The organism is Syntrophus aciditrophicus SB (assembly GCF_000013405.1).
In the GTDB taxonomy this organism is placed as follows: domain Bacteria; phylum Desulfobacterota; class Syntrophia; order Syntrophales; family Syntrophaceae; genus Syntrophus; species Syntrophus aciditrophicus.
This window is the reverse complement of the sequence record NC_007759.1, coordinates 2,310,212-2,332,954: the sequence shown is the minus strand read 5'-3', so window position 1 is coordinate 2,332,954 and position 22,743 is coordinate 2,310,212. Positions and strand designations below refer to the sequence as shown.

At 47.4% G+C, this 22,743-nt stretch carries 23 protein-coding genes; 8 read left to right on the top strand and 15 right to left on the bottom strand.

Annotated elements, in window-relative coordinates; all coding sequences use genetic code 11:
* Window positions 1–15: 15 nt before the first annotated feature.
* The 5 genes from SYN_RS10850 to SYN_RS10830 all read left to right on the top strand — a co-directional run bounded on the left by SYN_RS10850 (window position 16) and on the right by SYN_RS10830 (window position 4,918).
* Window positions 16–513, top strand: a complete 498-nt coding sequence (locus SYN_RS10850; protein WP_041585019.1) for a hypothetical protein — start codon at window positions 16–18, stop codon at window positions 511–513.
* A gap of 378 nt (window positions 514–891) precedes the next feature.
* The gene (locus SYN_RS16935) at window positions 892–1,263 is read left to right on the top strand and encodes a type IV pilin protein (protein WP_011418177.1); all 372 of its coding nucleotides are present in this window, start codon (window positions 892–894) and stop codon (window positions 1,261–1,263) included.
* Window positions 1,264–1,529: 266 nt separating this feature from the next.
* On the top strand, window positions 1,530–3,209 hold the full coding sequence (locus tag SYN_RS10840; RefSeq protein ID WP_011418176.1) for an ArnT family glycosyltransferase: 1,680 nt from the start codon (window positions 1,530–1,532) through the stop codon (window positions 3,207–3,209).
* 78 nt (window positions 3,210–3,287) lie between these two features.
* Entirely contained in the window at window positions 3,288–3,671 is a 384-nt protein-coding gene (locus tag SYN_RS16930; RefSeq protein WP_011418175.1) for a prepilin-type N-terminal cleavage/methylation domain-containing protein, read from the top strand.
* Window positions 3,671–4,918: a glycosyltransferase gene (locus SYN_RS10830; protein ID WP_011418174.1), complete on the top strand. Its 1,248-nt coding sequence runs from the start codon at window positions 3,671–3,673 to the stop codon at window positions 4,916–4,918. Before SYN_RS16930 ends, SYN_RS10830 begins: the two co-directional genes overlap by 1 nt.
* A gap of 76 nt (window positions 4,919–4,994) precedes the next feature.
* On the opposite strand, the gene SYN_RS10825 is transcribed toward SYN_RS10830, so the two are convergent.
* The 13 genes from SYN_RS10825 to SYN_RS10765 form a co-directional block, all read right to left on the bottom strand.
* Window positions 4,995–5,978, bottom strand: coding sequence for a glycosyltransferase family 4 protein (locus SYN_RS10825; RefSeq protein ID WP_202943557.1), 984 nt, complete (start codon window positions 5,976–5,978; stop codon window positions 4,995–4,997).
* Between the two features lie 22 nt (window positions 5,979–6,000).
* On the bottom strand, window positions 6,001–6,795 hold the full coding sequence (locus SYN_RS15385; protein WP_011418172.1) for a glycosyltransferase family 2 protein: 795 nt from the start codon (window positions 6,793–6,795) through the stop codon (window positions 6,001–6,003).
* Window positions 6,792–7,985 (bottom strand): glycosyltransferase family 4 protein, encoded by a 1,194-nt coding sequence (locus SYN_RS10815; protein WP_011418171.1) that lies wholly within the window; start codon window positions 7,983–7,985, stop codon window positions 6,792–6,794. The genes SYN_RS15385 and SYN_RS10815 overlap by 4 nt, the downstream gene beginning before the upstream one ends.
* A 42-nt stretch (window positions 7,986–8,027) precedes the next feature.
* On the bottom strand, window positions 8,028–9,026 hold the full coding sequence (locus SYN_RS10810) for a glycosyltransferase (protein ID WP_011418170.1): 999 nt from the start codon (window positions 9,024–9,026) through the stop codon (window positions 8,028–8,030).
* Window positions 9,027–9,818, bottom strand: a complete 792-nt coding sequence (locus tag SYN_RS10805) for a glycosyltransferase family 2 protein (RefSeq protein WP_011418169.1) — start codon at window positions 9,816–9,818, stop codon at window positions 9,027–9,029.
* A gap of 43 nt (window positions 9,819–9,861) precedes the next feature.
* Window positions 9,862–11,064, bottom strand: a complete 1,203-nt coding sequence (locus SYN_RS10800) for a glycosyltransferase family 4 protein (protein WP_041585018.1) — start codon at window positions 11,062–11,064, stop codon at window positions 9,862–9,864.
* Between the two features lie 66 nt (window positions 11,065–11,130).
* Window positions 11,131–12,417 carry an ABC transporter ATP-binding protein gene (locus SYN_RS10795; protein ID WP_011418167.1) on the bottom strand — a complete coding sequence of 429 codons (1,287 nt, stop codon included), beginning with the start codon at window positions 12,415–12,417 and terminating at the stop codon, window positions 11,131–11,133.
* A gap of 12 nt (window positions 12,418–12,429) precedes the next feature.
* Window positions 12,430–13,251, bottom strand: a complete 822-nt coding sequence (locus SYN_RS10790) for an ABC transporter permease (RefSeq protein ID WP_011418166.1) — start codon at window positions 13,249–13,251, stop codon at window positions 12,430–12,432.
* 18 nt (window positions 13,252–13,269) lie between these two features.
* Window positions 13,270–14,055, bottom strand: coding sequence for a class I SAM-dependent DNA methyltransferase (locus SYN_RS10785; RefSeq protein WP_011418165.1), 786 nt, complete (start codon window positions 14,053–14,055; stop codon window positions 13,270–13,272).
* Between the two features lie 72 nt (window positions 14,056–14,127).
* The gene (locus SYN_RS10780) at window positions 14,128–15,285 is read right to left on the bottom strand and encodes a DegT/DnrJ/EryC1/StrS family aminotransferase (RefSeq protein ID WP_011418164.1); all 1,158 of its coding nucleotides are present in this window, start codon (window positions 15,283–15,285) and stop codon (window positions 14,128–14,130) included.
* Window positions 15,282–15,719 carry a hypothetical protein gene (locus SYN_RS10775; protein WP_193329364.1) on the bottom strand — a complete coding sequence of 146 codons (438 nt, stop codon included), beginning with the start codon at window positions 15,717–15,719 and terminating at the stop codon, window positions 15,282–15,284. Before SYN_RS10775 ends, SYN_RS10780 begins: the two co-directional genes overlap by 4 nt.
* A gap of 7 nt (window positions 15,720–15,726) precedes the next feature.
* On the bottom strand, window positions 15,727–16,653 hold the full coding sequence (locus SYN_RS10770; RefSeq protein ID WP_011418162.1) for a glycosyltransferase family 2 protein: 927 nt from the start codon (window positions 16,651–16,653) through the stop codon (window positions 15,727–15,729).
* Window positions 16,654–16,696: 43 nt separating this feature from the next.
* Window positions 16,697–17,038 (bottom strand): cupin domain-containing protein, encoded by a 342-nt coding sequence (locus SYN_RS10765; protein ID WP_041585016.1) that lies wholly within the window; start codon window positions 17,036–17,038, stop codon window positions 16,697–16,699.
* Between the two features lie 244 nt (window positions 17,039–17,282).
* Between SYN_RS10765 and SYN_RS10760 the strand changes: the two genes are divergently transcribed.
* Complete coding sequence (locus SYN_RS10760) at window positions 17,283–17,465, top strand: hypothetical protein (protein WP_148202562.1); 183 nt, start codon at window positions 17,283–17,285, stop codon at window positions 17,463–17,465.
* Between the two features lie 28 nt (window positions 17,466–17,493).
* On the opposite strand, the gene SYN_RS10755 is transcribed toward SYN_RS10760, so the two are convergent.
* Window positions 17,494–19,209, bottom strand: coding sequence for a transglutaminase-like domain-containing protein (locus SYN_RS10755; protein WP_158302969.1), 1,716 nt, complete (start codon window positions 19,207–19,209; stop codon window positions 17,494–17,496).
* 242 nt (window positions 19,210–19,451) lie between these two features.
* Here SYN_RS10755 and SYN_RS10750 point away from each other — a divergent pair, with 242 nt between their 5' ends.
* Complete coding sequence (locus SYN_RS10750; protein ID WP_041585013.1) at window positions 19,452–20,315, top strand: HDOD domain-containing protein; 864 nt, start codon at window positions 19,452–19,454, stop codon at window positions 20,313–20,315.
* A gap of 1 nt (window position 20,316) precedes the next feature.
* Window positions 20,317–21,792, top strand: coding sequence for a hybrid sensor histidine kinase/response regulator (locus SYN_RS10745; protein ID WP_011418157.1), 1,476 nt, complete (start codon window positions 20,317–20,319; stop codon window positions 21,790–21,792).
* 17 nt (window positions 21,793–21,809) lie between these two features.
* Here the strand turns inward: SYN_RS10745 and SYN_RS10740 are convergent, their stop codons facing one another.
* Window positions 21,810–22,586 (bottom strand): inositol monophosphatase family protein, encoded by a 777-nt coding sequence (locus tag SYN_RS10740; RefSeq protein ID WP_041585012.1) that lies wholly within the window; start codon window positions 22,584–22,586, stop codon window positions 21,810–21,812.
* Window positions 22,587–22,743 lie beyond the last annotated feature (157 nt).

The window sequence follows — 22,743 nt, the reverse complement described above, 5'->3', positions numbered from 1 at the left end:
AAGGAGGTCAATGAGATGAAACGATTCGCGATGATCATCTGGAGTGTTGCCCTGGTGGGTCTTTTTATCGTTCTGCAAGGCTGCGTGACGCTATCTTACAGAAACTTCGGCCGGTTTTCTCCGGATCGGGGCGCGACGGAAGCTTTTGAACGTTATCAGGTAAACCCGGGCATGAACTATTACATGAGTGGTTCCGATGTCCATCCCAACGCCCTTCTGGGGCTGGACAAGCGCTATATGCTGGAATCCACGCTGTGGAAAAGAGTCGAGATGACCCCCGACCGCCTGAAGGAACTCGTTACCGGCATGAAGGCGAGAACGTCGATGGTAGGGCAGAGTCTTCACGGTTTTGTCCTGCTTGACCCGCAGGGTGACGTTCTGGGGATCTGGTATTCCATCCTGTCAGCCACAACGGCCTTCCATATGAAGGAAGATAACCGGGTGATCATCTATACCCCGGATCTGAATACCTATGACAAGTTCGAAGATAAAGAATGGGGACTGGGCCTCTGAAAGGGAAGAATCAGGGGAAGTGTGAGGAAAATCCCCAAAGACCGGTGAAAATCACCGGTCTTTTTTGTTTTTGACGGATTTAATGGAGAATTGGAAAAAGAGTTGAGAAGGTTTAATTAATTTTTCGTGAAATATAACTATCTGTAATTATTGTCTGTTAATAAATATTTTATCTTAAATTCAGGATAAAATTGTAATCGTGGCATTTTTATTGCTCTTAAGGCAAGCCGTATTGATTAGATTTGTTTTAATAATATTTGATGAACCATTGAACAGGATCAGGGGGGTGGTGCCAGGGTACGAAAGACAGATGATATAAATAAGCTGTTCAGCAATATAAATAAAAAATCATTTTAAAAAGAAAAGGAGATTGGATTCATGTTGAGAAAGTTGAATAAGAAAAGAGGCCAGAAAGGTTTCACATTGATCGAACTCATGATCGTCATCGCGATCATCGGCATCCTGGCGGCCATCGCCATCCCGCAGTTTCAGCAGTACAGGACAAGAGGCTACAATACCGCAGCGAAAGCAGATGCCAAGAATGCCTATACGGCTGCCCAGGCTTATTTCAGCGATCACCCATCTGTTACAATTTCATCAATTACTGATTTGGCGAATTACGGATTCAAGGCAAGCGCAGATGTAACCACAACGGCTGCTGGTGATATGGACGGTCTCGCTATAACCGCCAAACATAGTGCAAGTGATACTACATATCAGGTAGATAGCCAAGGCACTATTACCCCATAATAATAAACCGATATTTATTTTTTCGAAGGGGCATGGAAGACTTTTCCTTGCCCCTTTTTTAGTGTGCCAGCTTGAGTTTGCTAGTGCAGTTATGTCGTGATCTAACTTCGGTTATCATAACGAACACAGCGTGGTTAAATGGTGTCGATTAAACATGGGGACTTGGTGTAAATCCGTAAGCTGATTGATAAGAACCAGATAGAAGGTCCTTTCGATTGGGGCAAGGGATTTAAAATTCCGTAATTATTAGTATTTATCAAGATGAAATGAATGATAAATTTAATTTTTTAGATAGTTCTGAAATATCAAAAAATAGAATTATTAAAATTCTACTATTCACTGCCATCGTATGTTTTTTAATTTTTTTGATTTTATTGAGTTCTGTGCCACCAACCGCACGGGATGCTTTGATTCATCATCTCGCTCTTCCGAAGCTATGGCTAATGCAGGGTAAATTTTTACATATTCCATGGGCGGAATTCTCTTACTATCCAATGAACATTGAACTGCTTTATAGCATTCCGCTTTATTTCCATAATGATATTATTCCCAGTTATATTCATTTACTATTCGGCTGTTGCACAGGCTTACTTATCTATTTACATTTGCGGGTGAAAATCGGCGAACTCTGGGGATTGCTGGGAGGGCTGATTTTTATCAGTACGCCAATTATCATCCGTCTTACAACAACGGCTTATATTGATCTTGGAATGACTTTTTTCCTCACCGGTAGTCTATTGGCATTTATAAAATGGCGAGAAACTCAATTTAAAGGAGGTAAATGGTTTTATTGTTCTTCCCTTTGTATGGGGCTTGCCTTGGGTTCCAAGTATAATGCGCTGATTGCCTTTTTCTTCCTGACTATGATTGTTGCGTTTATCTATGCCAGAGATACAGGAAGGCAGTGGAAGGCATTAAAATATGGGATAATATTTTGTGCGATCAGCCTGCTCTTCGCTTTGCCGTGGTATATGATGAATTATGTTACGACAGGGAATCCAATATATCCGCTTTTTGATGGATTATTTAGAGCCTATGATAATGCTTCAGATTTTAAGGGACAAATCCTAAATTCCATCCGGGACAATGCAACTCATGGCCTCTTTCAAACAAGATTCCTCAACTATGGAGAAGGTTTCTGGGAAACAGTTCTGATACCACTAAGAATTTTTTTTCAGGGTAGAGATAATTCACCTCAATATTTCGACGGAGTTCTGAATCCAATTCTTATTGTATTTTTACTTTTTTCGTTTATAAATCAACAGTTTCGTAAAGAGGCTGTTTTATTTTCGATCTTTGCAGGATTTTTTATCATTGTAGCTTTTTTTACTGAGGCAATAAGGACCCGTTACATTCTACCTGTGGTGCCTTTCCTGGTGATAATGTGTGTGTATGGTATGAGGAATCTTCTGAGCCTCGAGTGGAACAGGTCTTTCCCTCTTCAGCATATATCGAAGATTACTGTTTATTCTGTTCTGATACTATGTCTCGCAATGAATGCAATCTACCTGAAAAATTATTTCAAATCAGTTGATCCGATGCCCTATATATTGAATCATGAGACAAGAGATCAGTATTTATCCCGTCATTTGGGAAACTATCAGTCAATCAAATATGTTAATGATAATTTGTCCGATGATTCCTGTGTTCGCTTCATTTTTATGGGCAGAAGGGGATATTACCTTGATCGTCCTTACATTCATGACCGTAATTTTGGTATGTCGGTAATTGATGAAATGGTCAAGGCATCAGTTGATGGTAATTCATTAAAAGGATATTTTAAAAGACAGAACTATTCACATTTAATGATACGTATGGATTTATTCGAGCAATATCTTATGAATAATTTTTCAGAATTGCAGATCAGTAAATTTGCGAGATCATTTAATAATGATACTTTTTTGCTGTATGAGGCTAATGGATATGCAGTTTATAAGATTGAGTAACAAGGGTGGAGTAATAACTAATTTTGACTATCCGTTTAATTCCATGTTTAACAAAAGATCTTAGAAGAGAGGTGTGAAATGAAGTTGACCAGAAAGGGCAACAAGGGGTTTACACTAATAGAATTGATGATCGTGATCGCGATCATTGGGATCCTGGCTGCAATCGCTCTTCCTCAGTTACAAGCGTATCGCATCCGTGGCTATAATATTCAAGCTAACTCAGATGCCAAAAATTTTTATTCCTCCTGTCTTGTTGATATTAACCAAACTTCTGTAGACAAGACGTTCAGTTACCCAAATCCTCTTCCATCCGGCTATCATGGAACCACTCCTTTCTCAGGTTCCTTTATCTATGTGGCGGCAACGGGAACTGTTACATGCAACGCGGCTTTTAAACATCCCAATGGCACAAAAACCTATGCTCTTGATAATAATGGGAATATTTCCATAACTGGAAGTTAATGCAAAGTATTCGTCCCACTCTTCTTATCGTGACCTCCACCTTTCCCCGCTGGCATGGTGATCGAGAACCTCCCTTTGTCTTTGAGTTGTCCCGGCGGATGACCCGTAATTTTACCGTCCATGTTCTTGCCCCCCATGCACTAGGTACCAAAGATATTGAGGACATGGACGGCATACGGGTATTCCGGTTCCGATATTTCTGGGAGGATGGAGAAAAGCTGGCTTATGACGGCGGCATCCTTGCCAATCTGAAGCAATATCCGTGGCGTTTTTTCTTGGTGCCTTTTTTTCTTTTGGGGGAACTGGCCGCGCTGATTCATCTCCTCAAATCCGGGCGTTACGACATTGTGCACGCCCACTGGCTCATTCCGCAGGGGCTTGTTGCGGTTCTTGCCTTGATTTTTTCCGGGACACGCCTCCCGATTCTGTGTACGTCTCATGGTGGGGATCTGTTTGCATTAAAAGGAAAACTGGTTCGAAACCTGAAGCGTTTTGTTCTTTCAAGAATAGATGGCCTGACGGTCGTAAGCCGGGCGATGAGGGAAGAGACGCTACGACTGGGGAGTCGTAATATCATGACCGATGTCATTCCCATGGGAGTGGATCTGAAAAAGGTTTTTGTGCCACCCCCGAATACAACAGTCAGGAGATCGGGACAGTTGCTGTTTGTCGGGCGCCTGGTGGAAAAGAAGGGATTGATCTATCTGATTCGCGCTATGCCTACGATCCTGCGGGTCCATCCAGAGGTCCGTCTGTTGATTGCCGGTAGCGGACCCGAAGAGAAAGCTCTTATGGAGGAAACAGGGCGCTTAAATCTGCGTGCCAATGTGTCATTCCTGGGGGCGATTGAAAACAGCAGATTGCCGGAGCTTTATCAATCATCGGAAATTGTCGTTTTCCCATCGATCACTGCCGCTGATGGAGATCAGGAAGGGTTCGGACTGGTTCAGGTGGAGGCATTGGGTTGCCGGTGCGGGGTTGTGGCGACGGATCTGCCGGCCATCCGGGATATCATCCTCGACGGGAAAACCGGTCTCATTGTTCCCCAGCAGGATGAAGCCGCACTGGCGGCAAAGATTATCTATCTATTAGATCAAGCCGATGTCCGTTCAGAACTGGGACGTGCAGGTCGGGTTTTTGTGTCGGAAAGGTACGATTGGGATATTATCGCGGAGCGTTATCGGGAAATGATCGAGAAGGTTATGGCATCGAAACATCCGCATGTGCAGATTTCCACGATTTTATAAAGATATCTCAATGTCCCGGCTGCTCTTTGCATCAAGGTTTCAGAACTCCTGCCGCTGTGCTTATAAAATCTCTACCCTAATCTTCAACGGCATGGTCAAGTGTTTTTTCAAATAATTCGGAATATTCCCGAATCATGCGCTCCTGAGTGAAATATTTTTCTACTCTGGCGCGGTTGAATTCTCCCATTTCCCGCCGCAAATCCGGCGCTTCGGCGAGTAAATTTATCTTTTCAGCGAAATCAGTGGCATTGCCAATCTCACACAAGAAGCCCCCTTTGCCGTGAATGACCAGCTCCGGGATTGCTGAAGCGTTTGTTGCGACAACCGGCAATCCGCAGGCCATTGCTTCGGCAATCACCAGACCAAATCCTTCCCGGACTGAAGGGAACAGGAACAAATCGTATTGCCGGTAAAGTTCAGGCATGTCTTTTTTCGGGATATTGCCAATGTCAATAAGATTGGGAGCCGAAGGAAGAGAGGATATTACTCTTAAACCGCGTGTATACTCGATGGTTATGCCAGGGTTCAGATGCTGGGCAATTACCGGAATAAGGAAAGCGCCTTTCCGCCTTCTCAAATTGCCCGCATAAAGCACTCGTAGGAACTTACCGTTTGTTTTATTTTTGGAAGAAAAAAAGGCGGTTGTGTCAATTCCATTGTAAATTACCCTAATTTTTCGGGAAAGTCCAAGTTCCTGCTGAGCGGTCTCCGCTATGAAACGACTGACACTGGTGACAACATCGGCTGTTTTTAATGATGCAAGGGTAAACCACCGCAGATCTGTTTTATAGTGAATGCGCTGGATGAAAGTGCTGTAACGCTGAATCATACTATCGAGGAAGAATCCGTGAAGGGTGAGCACCAGTGGAATTCCCCGACGGTGAAAGCATATCCCATAATCCGCTGTGGTGTGAATCAGAGAAGGCTTTTGACCACATAATAAAAAGGGGAGACTGGCGGGGAAAAACTCCCGGTATGGCGAGTAAGGGAGAACGCGGTACCCTTTAATGCCTGCTTCGATTATTTTGTGCAGGACAAAGGCGCCGTTACCTGTGGGCATAGGGCTGAGAATCATAAAAATTTTATTTTAAAAGGAAGTGTACCTTTAAACCGGTTGAGAACAGTTTGTAGGGGACATATATTCTTCTGAATATCCTCTGCATTATTTTCCATCTGAGCTTTTTCTCGTTCGTTTCCTGGATCAGACATTCTTCCAGGAGTCTTTTCTTAAGATAGTTTGGATTACTGCTGATACCATCACAACCTGAGACAGCAACTGGCATTGACTGAATCAGTACAGAACAACCTGTCGAATCCAGCGCCCGATAAAAGAAATCGTAATCCAGAGCAATCGTCAATTCTTTTTTAAAGCTTCCTGTTTGTTCAAATAGCCTGCTGTGAACAAACGCTCCCTGATGCGGAAATACGGTTTTAAAATGATACCACCAAGGTAACTTTATGGGATTGAAAGGAATTCTTTTCCCGTTACTGTTCATTTTCAAAACCGGGAAACTGACGATGTCGTAAGTTTCATCGCCAATTACAGCATAGACCTTTTTAAGAATGTCATGGTCGATAAGCCTGTCGTCTGCCTGCAGTACAAGAATATATTTTCCCTTTGCCTTGTATAATCCTTTGTTTAGAGCATCAGCGATGCCTTCATCACTTTCGGAAAAGCAATAGATTTTATGACTTTGATTGTGCAGAGTAGCATCCTGAATTACATCCACCGTGCCGTCCGTTGATCCCCCATCAATGACGATATGCTCTACATAAGGGAATGTCTGCTCTGCAACAGAATCTATCGTTTCCCGAATCGTATCGACGCAATTAAGCGAAGCGGTGATAATGCTGAAGAAGAGAGAATCTAGTTTCATGTATTAGGGTTCTTCAATACTTCCTCAATAATGACTTGGAATTGCCTGTTGAATGAGTTTTGATTCCATGCTTTTGCCCATTTTTTTCCGTTCATGCTTAGCTGCCTGCATAAAGCGTCGTCAATCCATAATCTTTTCATGGCCAAATGGATTTCTTCAACCGAATGCGGATTGAAAAACAGGGCAGCGTCTCCTAATTGTTCCGGCATTCCGTAGATATTTGAAACGGCAAGAGGGCAACCCGCGGCGCATGCTTCTAACGGGGGAATATTGGTTGGCCCGAAAAATGACGGAAAAACGAGTGCACGTGCCCGGCGATAAAATTCGGCCATGTCTTCATTTGGAACATAACCAAGGATGATCACATGATCGGAAAGATTCATCGAATTAATATATCCCAGCGTTTTTTTATAGGCATTTTTTTTTGATCCAACCAATACGACATGGATATCTCTTAACTCGCGTTTTAAATGGGCTAAAGCGGCAAGTAAATTGTGATGGTTTTTATGTTCCCAGAACTGAGCCGGGTAAAAAAGAAATTTGCGAGGGAGGTTATATCTTGAGTCGAAGTCTATAGGAGCATTTTTTATATTTATATATTCGGGGGGGACGTAAGGAAGAACATGGATAAAATCTGGCTTAGCATCATAAGATTCCAAAACCTGTCTTTTCCCATAATTGGAGTCGACAAGGATACCTTTGGAATATTCACACATTGCCCGATAGTGCCTTTCCCTGCGGCGATATTCAAACGGAGCAGCAACCTCTGAAAATTTTTTCTCATATCGATGCATCAGGTCATGAACAACCCCCAAAGAATTTAATCGAAGCAAGTAAGTCCATGTATCTTGTGAAGGGAATAGCCATAAATCACAACCTTCTTGAATCAGGCGTTTGTAAAAAAAAGGATTGAGATTTATTAAGATCCATCGCCAAAAGGAAATCGGAAGATTTAAAAGAAGCCACCCCTTTCCTTTAAAGATACGCCATAAGAAGTTTGGCGATATCTGAAAATGCTCAAGGTTCCGGAATTTAAGATGCTCATTCCAACGTTCTGAAATGAAAGCAACAGTTGTTTGGTAGCGGTCTCTCGGCAAGGAAGCCGCGGCATCCAATATTGAAAGACCATACTGAAACATCCCCCCTGATTCCGGTTCAGAACTAAGGTATATGCCAATTTTGGTTCTCAATAGTTTTGCTCTCCCCTGATCATTTATGAATGGTAAATCGATTTACTGGATGCAGGAGAAATTTCTATTGATCCAATCATCAAGGTCTGCTGCTTTCCTAAAACGCTCATTTTTATATAATTTCAAATCATAAACATTTCTTTTGTGAAAATACATGATTTTGGCAGGTATAAAATGCCATGAAAGGTTACCCATGGCTATTTTTACAAGTGTGACACATAAAATTTTTACAAGATCGATTGTATTCCTTCTGAGCATTGATGGAATAATTTTAGATCTATCTTTATGTTTCCTGTAATCAGTATAAGAATCACAAAATCCTTGGTTTCCAATCCTTTTGATCAGGTATTTGAGGGTTGTCCTGTTTTGAGGAATCATGTGATAAATAACTGATTTGGAGCTGTACGCAAATTTATAGCCTAAGCTTTTTATTTTAATATTTAAGCCTGTTTCCCCATCACCGATCCAGGTACCGGCCGTATTTTCAGGATTAAATCCGCCTGTCTGGAAGAAGACGGCCCGGCGAATAGCCTGGTGACAACTGTACACCAGATCATTTCTTGAGACGATCAATTCCTCCGGCCTATCCTTTTCCGTTAAGCTGAGATAGTGATTCCACAGATAACGAGTAACCCAGACCGGCGGTTCTTTTTCGAACAGAGGAAGAATGAGACCGGTGGCACAACCGACTTCAGGAAACAGGTCGAATACCCTGACCAATTCACTCAACAGTGCTCGATCAGCAATCATATCATCGTCAGTAAAGTATAAGATGTCACCTCTGGCCTGTTTTGCTGCGCTGTTCCGCGCATAGTGAACGCCCTGACGCTGTTCAAAGTAGTATTTAACAGATACAGTCGAGTTGTCGACATATCGCGCTGCGATCTCCGGTGTTTCATCAGTTGAATTGTTGTCCACCACGATGATTTCATAACGGTCACTCGGGTAATCTTGGGCAAGAAAACTGTCCAGAGTCAACGGCAGCATCTGTGCCCGGTTGTAGGTTGGGATTATAATCGATATGAAAGAGGAATAGCCCATCTATTGCTTTCGTGGGATCAGAAGGTTGTTAAAAAATTTTGTGGTTTTTAAATAAGTATCGAGAATGGTCAGATATATTTGATAATATGTCTTTTGCTTTCTCCTATAGTATTCAGTAATTCCTTTTACTCTAGCTGCATTGCCACCACTCTTGTCATCCTTGTAAGTTTTAGTTCCCTCAAGATATCTATAGTTACCCCAAGTTCTATCCACATAGGTGACAGAGGCCTGCTGTACTGCCTTAAAGATAAAATGCACATCCATCCCATAATGTTCATCTATCTCATATTGGCCAATTCGGTCATGTAAAGATTTGTGGAAAAAATATGCAGAAGGGTTCATGGGAAATGCTTCCATGAACCTCCCAAGCAATAAATTATTGAGACCAATTTTGGCTGGTCTGCTGATGAACCAAAGTTTGCCGTTATTGTCCCAAACGTTACAGTTTCCAACCAACAGTGAAGGTTCGGGGAGGGGTTTCATAAAATTAACCGCCTCGAGTAAAGCCCTCGGAGAGTAATAATCGTCCACATTAAGGAACCCCACGATATCGCCTTTGGCCATTTGAATGCCCTTGTTCATGGCGTCGGACTGTCCCTCGTCCTTCTCTGACAGCCATCTGATGTGATTGTGGCGTCCCGCGTGGGATTTGATGATTTCAACGGTCCCGTCGGTGGAGCCGCCATCGATGATGAGGTGTTCCAAGTCAGGACACCTCTGTTCAATGACATTCGCAATACAGAACTCGATGAAGCGTATCCCGTTGAACACTGGGGTTATGATGCTTAGCATACTGCCCCTTTTCGAAAAACCTTTTTAGCTCTCAACGATTCCGTCATTTTTTACTGCCCTTCATTATGGACGAGAGTATTTCATAAATGCTTCCCGCATATGCTTCAATGGAATACTTCTCTTTCGCCATACGCCAGCCTTTTTCTCCCAGGTGACGGGCCAACATTGGATTTTCAACAAACCGGCGCATGCAATAAGCAAGTTTTTCAGCCCCTCCTTTATAAAGAAGACCATTTTCTTCATGTTTGATAATTTCAGGTGTGCCCCCGGAGTCTAACCCAATGACCGGCTTGCCGGCCGTCATTGCTTCAACTGTAACCCTTCCCATCGCTTCATGTTTCGAACACATCAAAACTGCGTCTGCTTGGCAATAGACTTCATAAGGATCTGTGACATAACCTAGAAATGTTACCTGATCCTTGACTCCGAGGGATGCCGCAAGTTTTTGAAGTTTCTTAATATCGAGACCTTGTCTATCATCACCACCGGCAATGATGAGACGTGCCATTGGGAAAGAATCTTTAAGAAGGGCTAATGCGCGAATGGCAGTATCTTGTGCCTTATTCTTATGAATTAAGCCGATTATTGCAAAAACAAAATATCCTTTAGTGTCATTAGAACGACCTTCCGCCTCATATATTTTTTCAATCTGCTCTTTTGTTGCTACTCCATTGTATACCACGTAGCTTTTCTCAGCAGTTAAAGCATTTCTGTAAAAGGAGCGTATGGCCTGTGACACGCATATTTGAGCATCCGCTTTTTGCAAGAAAAATTTGAATAACGGCATATGCCAATCAAGGGTTAGGCTGTAATCCAATGTTCCGAATTCCCTGAGGTGCCATACATGTGGCTTCATCATCCACATTCCCACTATGGCTCCTATGGGAATGACGGAAGAGTTTGTATACAGGATATCAATATTCCAATCTTTTATTTGTTTAATTACCTGCGGTGTGATGCGTAGATTTGTTTCCAGTCTGGAAATGGCACCTCTACGCCATGAAAAATACTTTAAAATTTTTCTCGCAAAATCTTTTTTTGTTGTTGTGTATTCAGTTGACCACCACTGGAAGGGTACTCTTAAAATCGGTACTGTACGCCTGCGTAGGGCAATCGTCATGTCTCCTTCGTGCGGAGCAACAACGAATGCTTCGACTCCAAACGACTTCAGGCCATCAATCAGGTTAAGCAGCGATCTGTTAGCGCCGTAAAGTTCAGCGTAATGGATAAAAAAAGCGACTCTCATCGTAATTCCTAATTTCAAGAAACTCTAAACGTGAGCCAAATTTTTTTAATCGCAATGCTTTGCTTTTTAATTGTCGATTGTCCATTTGTGTTCGAGTAGCATGATGGGTGAGGCACCACTGATAGGTGGTATTTTCCCGCTACCATAAAAATCTCCTTCATAAACTTTTAAAGACAGCGCACCTTGCAGATAGTCCGCTCGCTCATCATTACAATGAATAGATATATCAACTCTGTATTCATCTGGGAAGAATGGTAACTTTGGAAAAGAACATTTAGCCAGAAATATCTTGGGCAACTGAACCCAACTTACACCCATAGTATAAAGAGAATTACAATAAGCAATGCGGTTTCCTTTGGAATTGTATATATCAAGTGCAAAGTGGAATCGGGGTTTTTCTGTGCAACATTCAAACTCAATGCAAATATCCACTTTGTCGCCGCAAGCTACGTTTGATAATGTTGGTTTGCCATTTCTTAATAAAAATGAATTTATAATTTTCATTTCTCCAGTGCCTGTGGCTGATCTAGTTTTGTAAGATATTGGATTATCAATATTTGACAATCCATTCATATATATAAGAACACCAGTGTCAACATGCCCGTTATAGATGATTTTTCCAGAGTCTAAATTAATCGAACGAAAACAGAGTGCAGACAATGCAACCATATTATGGCTTACAAACAGCACGGTTCGTCCTTCTTTTGTCACATCTCCCATTTTTCCCAAACACTTTTTCTGAAATTCAGCATCACCAACCGCCAGCACCTCATCCACCACCAGGATTTCTGGTTCAAGATGAGCTGCGACGGCAAACGCCAAGCGTACATACATCCCGCTGGAGTACCGCTTGACCGGTGTATCCAAGTATTTCTCAATCCCAGCAAAGTCCACTATCTCATCGAATTTCTGATTTATTTCTTTCCGGGACATGCCCAAGATGGTGCCATTCAGATATATATTTTCACGGCCGCTAAGTTCCGGATGAAAGCCCGTCCCCACTTCCAGCAGGCTGGCAACCCGGCCATCTATGGTTACCCGTCCGGCTGAAGGATCCGTAATGCGGCTTAAAATCTTCAACAGCGTACTTTTTCCGGCACCGTTACGGCCAATGATGCCCACTGCTTCACCTCGGCGGATTTCAAAACTGACATCTTTGAGAGCCCATACCTCTTCCAGCGTATCGCCATGAATGAGAGGATTGCCCTTGGCAAGGTCTTTCGTTTTGTTCCAGAGAGTCTGCGCATTATGCATCAGTACGTCACGCAAAGCCTGATATCGGCCGTTTTCTGCCTGGTGGCCGATGATATATTTTTTACCAAGGTTTTCAGCTTTGATGACGATATCAGACATGATTCCCTTTTCCTAAATCAGATCTGCAAAGGACTTTTCCGTCTTGCGGAATCGGGACACACCAAGCCAGAGGAAAAAGACTGTAATCACGACGCTGAGCAGGAAACCGGGCATATATACAGGACTGGCGCCTCCCAGGATACACCAGCGGAAACCGTCTATGACTCCCACCATAGGGTTGAGGCTGTAAATCAGTCGCCATTTTTCAGGGACGACTTTACTGCTGAATCCTACCGGGGAAACATAAAGTCCCAACTGGACCACAAACGGGATGACGTAGCGGAAATCGCGATACTTCACATTCAGTGCCGTAATCCAGAGGCCGGGTCCTAAACTGGCGAGCAAGGCCAGGATTGTGAAAATCGGCAGCAACAGCATATGCCAACCTGGTGCAAATTGATAGTAGACCATGATTCCTATCAGGATGACAAAGCTGATAAGAAAATCTATGAAAGCGGTTACGACGGTTGCTGCGGGAATAATCATTCTTGGAAAATAAACTTTGCTGATCAGATTCGCGTTGCCAATCAGGCTATTAGATGAATCCATCAGAGAATTTGAGAAAAGAGACCAGGGGAGCATGGCGGCAAGGACCATCACGGCGTAAGGTGAGCTTCCATCGCTGGGAAGTTTGGCAATTCGGCCAAAAATGATGGTGAAAACGATCATCGTCAGCAAAGGGCGAAGGATTGCCCAGAGAATTCCAATAGCAGTTTGTTTATAGCGCACAGCGACATCCCGCCATGCCAGAACCAGAAAAAGCTCCCGATAACGCCAGAGATCGGTCCAGTAGTTTTTCTCTGTGTGACCTGCCTCAATAATAATTTTACTCATGTTTTTACGAATTCTTTATCAGCGGGCATTTATAATTTTCCTGCCAGCCACAATCACATTCCAGGTCTCTTCCGTCGGCGGACGGGATAAATCCCCGACGTCGCTGATGTGGATTAGCTCCAATTCCGCCTGGTGCATGAAAAAGGCCAGTTCCTGAGGGAAGAAATAACGCATATTATGTATTTCTTCTGTATCCTTAATAATTTTATGACCTTTCAAATATTTCAGGTGATAACGGACTTCACACAGATGCCGGAAAACATCCAGGGTGCCAGATGCATTCCGGATGATATCACCTTCCGCCGTCCGGATTGTTTTCTCCTTCTCTCCCGGTCTCTGCTTCAGAACGGCAGGGCCATACCAGACATCAAAGATAAACAGCCCACCGGGTTTCAGGTGACGGCTGACGGTGTTCAGGGCGGCCAGAACGTCTTCATTGGTCGTTTGATAACCCAGAACTGCGAACATCATCAGCACCGCGTCAAAATCATACAGGATGGAAAACCGGCGCAGATCCCCTTGATGAAAAACAATTTGTTCTTTCGAAAGGGAAACCGCTTTTGACCTGGCCTGATTCAGCATATCTTCCGCCAGATCGACGCCCGTTACCTGATATCCCCGATAGGCCAGCGGGATGGTGTGGTTGCCCGTACCACAGCCGAGATCGAGGATGGTTCGTACCTGGGCGGTGGCAAATTTTCTGAAGATATCCTCGATGAGATCGCATTCCACCGCATAATCCTTGTCCTGATACAGGAAATCATAGGCTTCTGCGTATTGTTTCTGAAAAGGTGTATCAACCATAAAAATTAAACAAGAATTTCGAAAGATTATTTCTGGTGCCGGTTTTCTTCCCCGCGTGGATCAGATTAGCTTTCAACACAAGGCATTCTTTACCGCCTCTGCAACCTCGTCAATCTGTGATTCCGTCAACGTCAGTCCTGAGGGGAGATAAAGTCCCTGACGGGACAGCCTTTCCGCCACTGGATAGGTTTCATTCCGGAAAAGTCCCATTGATTGAAAAACGGGCTGTTCGTGCATTCCGAGAAAAAACGGCCGGGTATCAATGCCCTGGTCCCGCAACCGCTCTGCCAGTTGGGCGGCGTTCATGCCGGTAATTTCCTCCAGCACGATGCCGAACATCCAGTAAATCGATCTTGCCCAGGCTTCTTCCGCGGGCAGCTGCATGCCGGGCAGATCTCTCAGGCGTTCCTTGTAAGCTTTTCCAATAGCCCTTTTTTTCTCCAGGATGGCCTCGATCCGCTCCAGTTGGGCCAGCCCGATGGCTGCCTGGATGTTGGTCATGCGGAAGTTATGACCTGCTTCGGTATGCAGAAATCGCTGTTCCGGGCGAAAGCAGAGATTGCGCAGGCTGCGGGCCTTTTCGGCGAACATCGCGTCGTCGGTAACCACCATGCCGCCTTCCCCGGTCGTAATCGCCTTGTTGGCGTAAAAGCTGAACACCCCCAGGTCTCCCAGTCCGCCGCATCGCTTCCATGACGGATTGCTTCCGGAACGACCCGTAAGATACTCCGCGCCGTGGGCTTCAGCCGCGTCTTCAATGACTGTGAGGGAATAAGCGTCCGCCAGTTCCAGAAGAGAGTCCATATCCACAGGGTGGCCGTAAATGTGAACGGGCATAACAGCCTTCAACTCCTTGCCATGCCCCTTTTGGACTTCCCGTTGGATGGCATCTTTTACCCCTTCGGGAGACAGGCACCAGGTTCGCGGGTCGCAATCCGCCAGGACAGGAACGCCGCCGTTATAAATGACAGCCAGCGCGCAGGATATAATGGTGAAGGTCGGGAGAATGACCCGATCCCCCGGTTCCAGGCCGATGCAGCCCAAAGCCACCTGCAGGGCTGCCGTACCGCTGCTGACGGCGATCCCGAATTTCCTGCCGCAATAGCCCGCCCATTTCTCTTCAAAGTCTTCAATAAAACGGCCGGATGAGGAAATCCAGCCGCTGCGGAGGCATTCCCGGACATAGTCCTCTTCCCGTTCTCCGATCAGGGGTTCGTTGACGGGAATCACTCGTCCGGCTCCTGGTCATCAAAACGAGTCTTATCGCCCTCGCCGGTATAGGGCCCCTGCTTGACTTCGATCATCGAGGTTTCCTCCAGCATTTCAAAGGAATGTCCACCGCCGCACAGCAGGATGAGATCGCCGCTTTCCAGAATTCGGGATGTGACGAAGTCCCGGTTGGAAGAGTAAAGATTTACCTTTGCCCGGCCGCGGCGGATGATCAGGACTTCCTGGGTATACATGACCTGACGGAACAGGAAGTTGTGGATATGGGGCGCAATCTTATGACCAGCCGGATGACGCATGCAGGCCACCTGCTGGGAAAAGTTGGGCGGCGTGAAGAAGCGGATGCCCGGTTCGTCGTAGTCTGCCCGAATGATCAAAGCCAGAGGCTCCAGTTCGTGGGTGATGGTTTCAATAAGGTCGGTGATCGTACCGTGCATACTCATTTTATTCTTCCTTTTCAGTATCCTTATTCCATGATGCAGCGTATTGCTGATTCGTCCGTTCGTACCGGAGCTGGGCCACCTGCTCCGAGACCAGGCCGACCATAAAGACGACGACGGACATGGTCATCAGCATGGCGGAGGTGGGCCCATAGCTGTCATTCAGGGTGCAGATCCGGAAAAGACCGTATCCCAGTCCTGCCGCAAACATAAGAAAACTAACCGGCAGAAAGACCCGCATGGGGGAGAAGAGGGTGGAAATTTTCAGGAGAATCAGGAGGAAGCGGGCGCCGTCCCGGAGAAGATGAATCTTGCTTTTTCCGATGCGCCGGGAAGTGGCGATGGGGACATAAGTGAGGCTGTAGCCGGAACGGACAACGGCCAGGGTCAGCGTGGTCGGATAGGAAAAGGTGTTGGGCAGCATTGAGACGAATTCCCGGGCAATGATCGCTTTGATGGCGCGGAAACCGGAGGTCAGGTCATCAATTTTCCGCTTGCAGATATAGGAGGCAAACCGGTTGTAAACGGCGTTGGCGATATCGCGGTGCAGGTAAGTAGCTGACTGATGGTTCCGGGCGCCCACTGCCATATCGAAGGTATTCATCATTTCCAGCAGGCGGGGGATGTCTTCCGGGGAGTGCTGGCCGTCCCCGTCGAGCATGACCAGAATGTTTCCCCGGGCGTGGCGGATGCCCGTTTTGACGGCGGCGCCGTTCCCTATCGTGTAAGGGTGGCGGATAACCGAGGCCCCGGCAGCTCCGGCGATTTCCGCGGTCTGGTCTTCGGAGCCGTCGTCGATCACATTGATATCATAAAAACATTTCAGGGAATCCATGACGCTTCCGGCGCGTCGGACAATATCGCCGATGCTGGCTGCTTCGTTATGCGCCGGGATGATGATGCTGATGTCGGGGCGTAAAAACGACTTCATAGGAAAAATTTCAGGGATCGGATGCCCATGTCAGCCACAATGTTCACCGCGGATAAGCGGCAATGACCAATACAACGGTCTGTTCCTGGGTATTGTTAGTCAGGCTGTGGAGATCACCCGCCGGAATCCAGACAGCGTCACCCGCCTTGACGTCATTTTCCTCATCTCCGACTCTCATGAGGCCGCCACCCTGCAGGATGAAGTAGATTTCTTCAACAGGATCGATATGTGCCTCCAGCGTATTCCCCTGCGGCAGAAAAGCATAAGCAAGGAATTCGATGCCTTCCATAAACTGGCTGGTCAGGACCATGCGGGCGATGCCGCCGCCGTGGGCGCGGTACGTGGTTGCGATTACCTCGGGGTCGTTGAGATTTCTGACGATCATGCCTACTCTCCCTTCAGAATGCCGTGAGATACAACAGTTACGCAAATCCTGTCAAGGAAGTATCCTCGCTCGGAGAAAATTCTTCCGGCAGAAGAACACAATGGGTTGCGAATTTGTGAGGCATCATGTAGATAAACACCTCGTCCGTTTTGAACGAGATCATTGCCCGGTTATCCTCATGGAAGGCAACCTGACGTGAGAGTGGCGAACTTTAATGAGAATGACCATGCACGGTGACCTCAGAATGAAGAGAAGAAGGAAGCGATCCAAAACCGAGCCGGAACCACAGACCCCCCTCAGGGAAAACCGGTGGTGTGAAAAGCACGGCTATTTTATCGATGTGGAGGCCTGTGTGGCCCGCTCCAACACCATGCCTCACTGCCGCCGTTGTCTTGCGCGCTGGCGGCAGCTTTCGCTTCCCCTCTGAAAATCCGGCAATTCCCCGATTTCCGTGCTTACGTTTCCTGATTTGAAGTCAATCCCCCGATGCGGTAGTTGAATTCGTAATTCAGCGCGCCGCTCCAGTCTTCCTGGAAGATGCCCTTATAGCGGGTGCCGTCGACGGGTCCCACCGGCTTCCCATAAGTGAAAAACCAGTTCACGATGGGGCTTCCCGTGAACCCCAGGGCGATCCAGTATCGGCCGGGCATGAGGACCGGCTGACTCACGCTGAAGCTGAAATCCGCCCAGCGGTATCCGGGGTTCAACGAAAGATCCTCTGCGTTGACGATGGCGCTGGCAGAAATAAGACGTCCCGGCTTCCCGTCTTTGTCTTCATGAATATCCACCCACAACCAGCCGTCACCGCCGAAACGGTGCAGAGCCAGCCCCACCCGCTCCAGCCTGACCGGTTTGTTCAGGACGAAAACCTGGGCATACTGGGTCACCTGAGTCGTGACGTACTCTGCCGTTTCCACGAGAAAATTACGGGTCATTTCAAAGGCGTTTTTACCGGCTGCCATGGTTTCCCGGGGAAAGGCGAAATCCACATTCCCAGGAAATTCCAGATTGCCGAAAAGGAAGGGGACGTCATACCGCAGTTCCTTTTTCTTTTCTTCCGGGATGACCGGTGGAGGAGGGGACGGCTTGATCTCGACGGGTTTGAATTCCGCCCGGACTTCAGGAGTAAGCAGGAGATTCCGGGGGCCGTAGGATTGCCGGCTGCCCTTGACGGCGACCGAGTCGCTGCTCAGGGAGGCGCCGATGGTCTCCTGCAGTTTCGGGGAGACTGTTGCGTTCCGGCCCCGAAACCAGCGAAGGAGGCCGTCATTCTTTGTTTCATTGTTGTCCACACCGACCTCAATCCGGACAAAACGATTTGAAACGAAGAGCTGGGTGTTCTGCGGATCATAGGGGATCCAGCCCTGATCGGGAAACCAGATTTCGATCCAGGAATGGCGGCCCTGTCCCATCTTGAAGGTCAGCGTCCCCTTCTGCAGGGCGATGTCAAAGGGCTGATTCAGAGTGACGCCGTTGACGATCCGGACGGGAATACCGACGGCTCGCAGGAGGGCGGCGCTGAGATGCGAAAAATTCTGGCAGTTCCCCCTGCCGGACTCCAGAGTGAACAGGGCATCGTACCGGGGGGGAGGATTGACATAGCGCACATGATCCACCACCCAGGACATCACTCGCTGCACGGCATCGAATTCGGTTTTCACGTTCCGGGTCAACTCCAGGGACAGATTCCGGATTTCCGAAGATTCTGATTGAATCTGAGCGGTTGCTTTCAGATAGGGAGCAATTTCGATGGGAGGTGGGGGAAGAGGGAAGGGACTCCGGGTTTCCTGTTTCTGCAGACGGGTGCTGTTCGTGGCCTGGAAAGTCAGACGGGCCGTAATGAGCGGTGGGGCGGAATTCCATGTGGCGACGATGATGTCATTTCCCCTGCTGTCCTTATGACGCTTCTTTTCCTGAGGTTCCGGCGCGAAGGCCAAATCGGCGTTCCTGACCACCTGCCGGTAGGTGGACGACTGGAAATTCTGAGGAAGGACAAAACTCAGCATGAGTTGTTTGATGTCATCCCCCACCGTGATCGAGTGCTGAAGTTCATAATGGATGCGGGAGGACATATCACCCGTTACCGTGTAATTTTCCGCCCTGGCGGACAACGCGAAAATCAGCAATATGCCAAGAGCCGGCAGAGCAGACAGAACAGTTCTTTTGATCATTTCCATATCCTTCACCTTTGTCCTCCCGGGTTGTTGAAAAGAAGTCGCCAATTATCAAAATGCTGCAATATATCGTTAATAAGTTGAAACAATCAAGATCAATAATGAGAAAAAAAGCATGAAGTCATGAATAATAAAGATCAATGTGGATAATTTCTCTTGAAAACAAGACGGCTTTCGTTTAGGTTCCTTTGTCGGTAAAAAATTATCTCATGTGAGCCCGGTTGGAGTTGTTGAATTCTATGTCCAAGTCTCTCGATCAGCTGCTTTCGCTTGTCAATCATTCGGAAATCGCTTCCATAAAAGCCACCCTGAGCAAGATCATCGAAGTCATCCATAATCCCGAATCCAGCGTCATGGATCTGAAAAACCTGATCGAAATCGATCCTCCCCTGGCTGCCAACGTGCTCCGCCGGGCCAATTCCGCCTTCTACGGCATGCGCCGCGGAATTCACAGCATTATGGACGCCATTATCTTTATCGGGTTCGACGCCGTTAAAGAGCTGACGCTCAACCAGAAATTTTTTGAGCTTTTCCAGAAGAACGGTGTGGAAATCCACGGCTATTCCCGGAGGGTGCTTTGGGAACATTCCATCGGAGTGGCCCTCTGCGGAAAGCTCATCTATCGGCGGGAATTTCGGAAAAACGGGGGAGATATGTATACGGCCGGTCTGATCCACGACATCGGCATTATCGTGGAAGACCAGTTTCTGCATGCGGAATTGCTTTCCATCCTGGCCGATAAGGAAGAGCACGAACGGGATCTGCATTCGGCGGAAGCCGATGTCCTGGGTTACTGCCACGAGGATATCGGGAAGAGGCTGGCGGAGGACTGGAACTTTCCCGAGGAACTATGCCTGGTGCTCGGAGAGGCGGAGCGTCCGGAGACGAGTGAAGGACCCCGTCTCCTTCTCGCGGATACGCTTTATGTCGCCAATTGTGCCTGTCAACTGCGTAAAGTGGGATTTTCGGAGCTCGGCAGGCTGGATCGACCGGCTTATGAGGACTGCCTGAACCGGCTCCGGATCAAAGAGCGGGCACTGGATTTTATTATGGATGAAGTAAACGCCCAGATTGCCCTGATGAAAAACGACGGATGGTTCTGATATGAACGAAGACCTGCTGAAGGATTCCAAAGCCCGAAGGTTGAACAGTCAGATCGAGGACATGGCTATCCGGTTGAAACATCTGGAAAACGATTATTTCCTGGCTAAAGAGGAGTATGAGGATGCCATATTGAATTATATGGAAATTCTCGAAGAATTGCGCAGGAAAAATGCTGAACTGGAACTGCTGAAAACAAATCTCGAGCAGAGGGTGCGGGAACGGACGTTCGAACTGGAAAAGTCCAACCTGGCTCTGTCTGAAGAAATCCGGAAGCAGAAGCTGATGGAAGAGGAACTCATCCGTACCCGCAAACTGGAATCCATAGGTGTTCTTGCCGGAGGTATTGCCCATGATTTCAATAACCTGCTGGCTATTGTCATGGGGACGATCACCCTGGCAAAAATTTCTGCCAGAGAGGATGAACAGATCTTCGAAGAGCTGAGTCGGGCGGAGGCGGCCTGTATCCAGGCCAGGGAGCTGACCTCTCGGCTGATCACCTTCTCCGAAGGGGGTGGTCCCCTGAAGAAAATCCATCAACTGGATCGCCTGCTGAAGGAATCGGTCGGCATCGCACTGAGCGGTTCCAGGGTGCGCTGTGCCTTTGACCTGCCGGGAAACCTGTGGCCTGTCCTTGTTGATGAGAACCAGATCCAGCAGGTTATACTCCAATTGGTGCGGAACGCCCGGGAGGCCATGCCTGATGGAGGAGAAGCAGGTGTTCGCGCGGAAAATGTCCGCGTTCCGGAAAAGGGAAATCTTGGGCTCAAGGCGGGTGCATATGTTAAATGGTCGGTGGAGGATCAGGGATGGGGCATTTCGGAAGAACATTGCTCCCGGATCTTTGATCCCTATTTTACGACCAAGCCGCTGGGCAACCTCAAGGGGATGGGCTTGGGGCTGGCCATCTGCCATTCCATTGTCAAAAAACATGACGGGCTGATATCATGCCGGAGCGAAGTCGGGAAAGGTTCAGTGTTTACCGTTTATCTCCCCGCCTCTCCCGAGGAGAAAATCCTGTCCTGTGAAGATATCCATCCGGCATCGAAAGAAGCCAAGGGAAGAATCCTGGTCATGGATGATGAGGAAATGGTCCGGCAGGTGATGGAACAGATCCTGTCTTATCTGGGTTATGACGTCGCTGCGGCTGCCGACGGAGAAACCGCCATCAATTTGCATCGGGAAGCCCTGGACGCCGGACGGCCTTTCGACCTGGTCATCCTCGATCTGACCGTTCGGGGCGGCATGGGCGGGAAACAGGCACTCCTGAAAATGCGCGAGATCGATCCCCATGTCCAAGCCTTGATCGCGACCGGTTATTCCAATGATCCCGTGGTGCAATCCTTTCGAAAGTATGGATTCAGCGGGGCGATCACCAAACCGTTTACACTGACGACCCTGAGAGCGGTGATACGGGATGTCTTTGAATGTGGCTTATGCGGCACAGACCGGGCTTCACTCCCTTATGGTGCCGCTTGAATCGGGTAATCAGGGATTCAGGGTGTTTTTTGAAGGGCGTCAATCAGTTGCCGATGGATTTTTCCGTTGGACGCCAGCACATGAGGGGAGCCGGGGGAAAACTCCAGGCCGGAGAGATCGGAAACGATGCCGCCCGCTTCCATGATCAACAAAGAGGCCGCGGCGGTATCCCAGGGCATCAGTTTCAATTCCCAGAAGCCGTCAAACCGGCCTGCAGCGACATAAGCCATATCCAGGGCGGCGGAACCGGCGCGCCGAACAGCCTGGGCCTGTTTGGCCAGGGAATTGAAATAGTTCAGGTTGTTGAATTCACTTTCCCGGATGTCGTAGGGAAATCCCGTGGCGAGGAGGCTACGGGAAAGATCGGATATGTGCGATACCGAAATCCGTTGGCCGTTCAGCCAGGCCCCCTGCCCCTCTTCCGCAAAAAACAGTTCATCCATCATGGGATTGTAGACGACCCCGGTAACGATGCGTTTTCTACGTTCCAGCGCAATGGAAACACAGAAGACGGGATAGCCGTGGGCGTAGTTTGTGGTTCCGTCCAGGGGATCGATGATCCAGCGGCATTCCGGATCTTTGTCGCCGGCTGGTGATTCTTCCGTCAGGAATGAATGGTCGGGGAACCGCTTCTGAAGACGTTCCAGGATGAGGGTTTCAGACATCCTGTCCGCTTCCGTGACCAGGTTGATGACCCCTTTGTAATTGATGGTATGGGGGGTGTTCAGCCGGCTTTTGAGAAGCTGTCCTGCTTCCTTCGCTGTCGAAACGGCAAATTCGGTAAACGCATTCATTCCGTGAAGTCTCCTGTGCAGAAATTCTTGAAGGTCTTGCTGTCCTGATACCATCTCTGATGCGGAATTGGAATAACTTTGTGTTGCGGAGCCTGCGAATTGATGTTAATCAGAAAAGCCTTTATGAAAGGAAGAAGGCCGGGGGAGAGAAAGGAGG

Excerpts from the sequence above, each read along its gene's own strand:
- SYN_RS10785 (WP_011418165.1), bottom strand. The coding sequence starts at position 14,055 with ATGGTTGATACACCTTTTCAGAAACAATACGCAGAAGCCTATGATTTC.
- SYN_RS16930 (WP_011418175.1), top strand. The coding sequence starts at position 3,288 with ATGAAGTTGACCAGAAAGGGCAACAAGGGGTTTACACTAATAGAATTG.
- SYN_RS10840 (WP_011418176.1), top strand. The coding sequence starts at position 1,530 with ATGAATGATAAATTTAATTTTTTAGATAGTTCTGAAATATCAAAAAAT.
- SYN_RS10740 (WP_041585012.1), bottom strand. The coding sequence starts at position 22,586 with ATGAATGCGTTTACCGAATTTGCCGTTTCGACAGCGAAGGAAGCAGGA.
- SYN_RS10800 (WP_041585018.1), bottom strand. The coding sequence starts at position 11,064 with ATGAGAGTCGCTTTTTTTATCCATTACGCTGAACTTTACGGCGCTAAC.
- SYN_RS10795 (WP_011418167.1), bottom strand. The coding sequence starts at position 12,417 with ATGTCTGATATCGTCATCAAAGCTGAAAACCTTGGTAAAAAATATATC.
- SYN_RS10775 (WP_193329364.1), bottom strand. The coding sequence starts at position 15,719 with ATGCACGGTACGATCACCGACCTTATTGAAACCATCACCCACGAACTG.
- SYN_RS10755 (WP_158302969.1), bottom strand. The coding sequence starts at position 19,209 with ATGATCAAAAGAACTGTTCTGTCTGCTCTGCCGGCTCTTGGCATATTG.
- SYN_RS10830 (WP_011418174.1), top strand. The coding sequence starts at position 3,671 with ATGCAAAGTATTCGTCCCACTCTTCTTATCGTGACCTCCACCTTTCCC.
- SYN_RS10765 (WP_041585016.1), bottom strand. The coding sequence starts at position 17,038 with ATGATCGTCAGAAATCTCAACGACCCCGAGGTAATCGCAACCACGTAC.
- SYN_RS10805 (WP_011418169.1), bottom strand. The coding sequence starts at position 9,818 with ATGCTAAGCATCATAACCCCAGTGTTCAACGGGATACGCTTCATCGAG.
- SYN_RS16935 (WP_011418177.1), top strand. The coding sequence starts at position 892 with ATGTTGAGAAAGTTGAATAAGAAAAGAGGCCAGAAAGGTTTCACATTG.
- SYN_RS10745 (WP_011418157.1), top strand. The coding sequence starts at position 20,317 with ATGAACGAAGACCTGCTGAAGGATTCCAAAGCCCGAAGGTTGAACAGT.
- SYN_RS10810 (WP_011418170.1), bottom strand. The coding sequence starts at position 9,026 with ATGGGCTATTCCTCTTTCATATCGATTATAATCCCAACCTACAACCGG.
- SYN_RS10750 (WP_041585013.1), top strand. The coding sequence starts at position 19,452 with ATGTCCAAGTCTCTCGATCAGCTGCTTTCGCTTGTCAATCATTCGGAA.
- SYN_RS10790 (WP_011418166.1), bottom strand. The coding sequence starts at position 13,251 with ATGAGTAAAATTATTATTGAGGCAGGTCACACAGAGAAAAACTACTGG.
- SYN_RS10825 (WP_202943557.1), bottom strand. The coding sequence starts at position 5,978 with ATGCCCACAGGTAACGGCGCCTTTGTCCTGCACAAAATAATCGAAGCA.
- SYN_RS10770 (WP_011418162.1), bottom strand. The coding sequence starts at position 16,653 with ATGAAGTCGTTTTTACGCCCCGACATCAGCATCATCATCCCGGCGCAT.
- SYN_RS10760 (WP_148202562.1), top strand. The coding sequence starts at position 17,283 with ATGAAGAGAAGAAGGAAGCGATCCAAAACCGAGCCGGAACCACAGACC.
- SYN_RS15385 (WP_011418172.1), bottom strand. The coding sequence starts at position 6,795 with ATGAAACTAGATTCTCTCTTCTTCAGCATTATCACCGCTTCGCTTAAT.
- SYN_RS10850 (WP_041585019.1), top strand. The coding sequence starts at position 16 with ATGAAACGATTCGCGATGATCATCTGGAGTGTTGCCCTGGTGGGTCTT.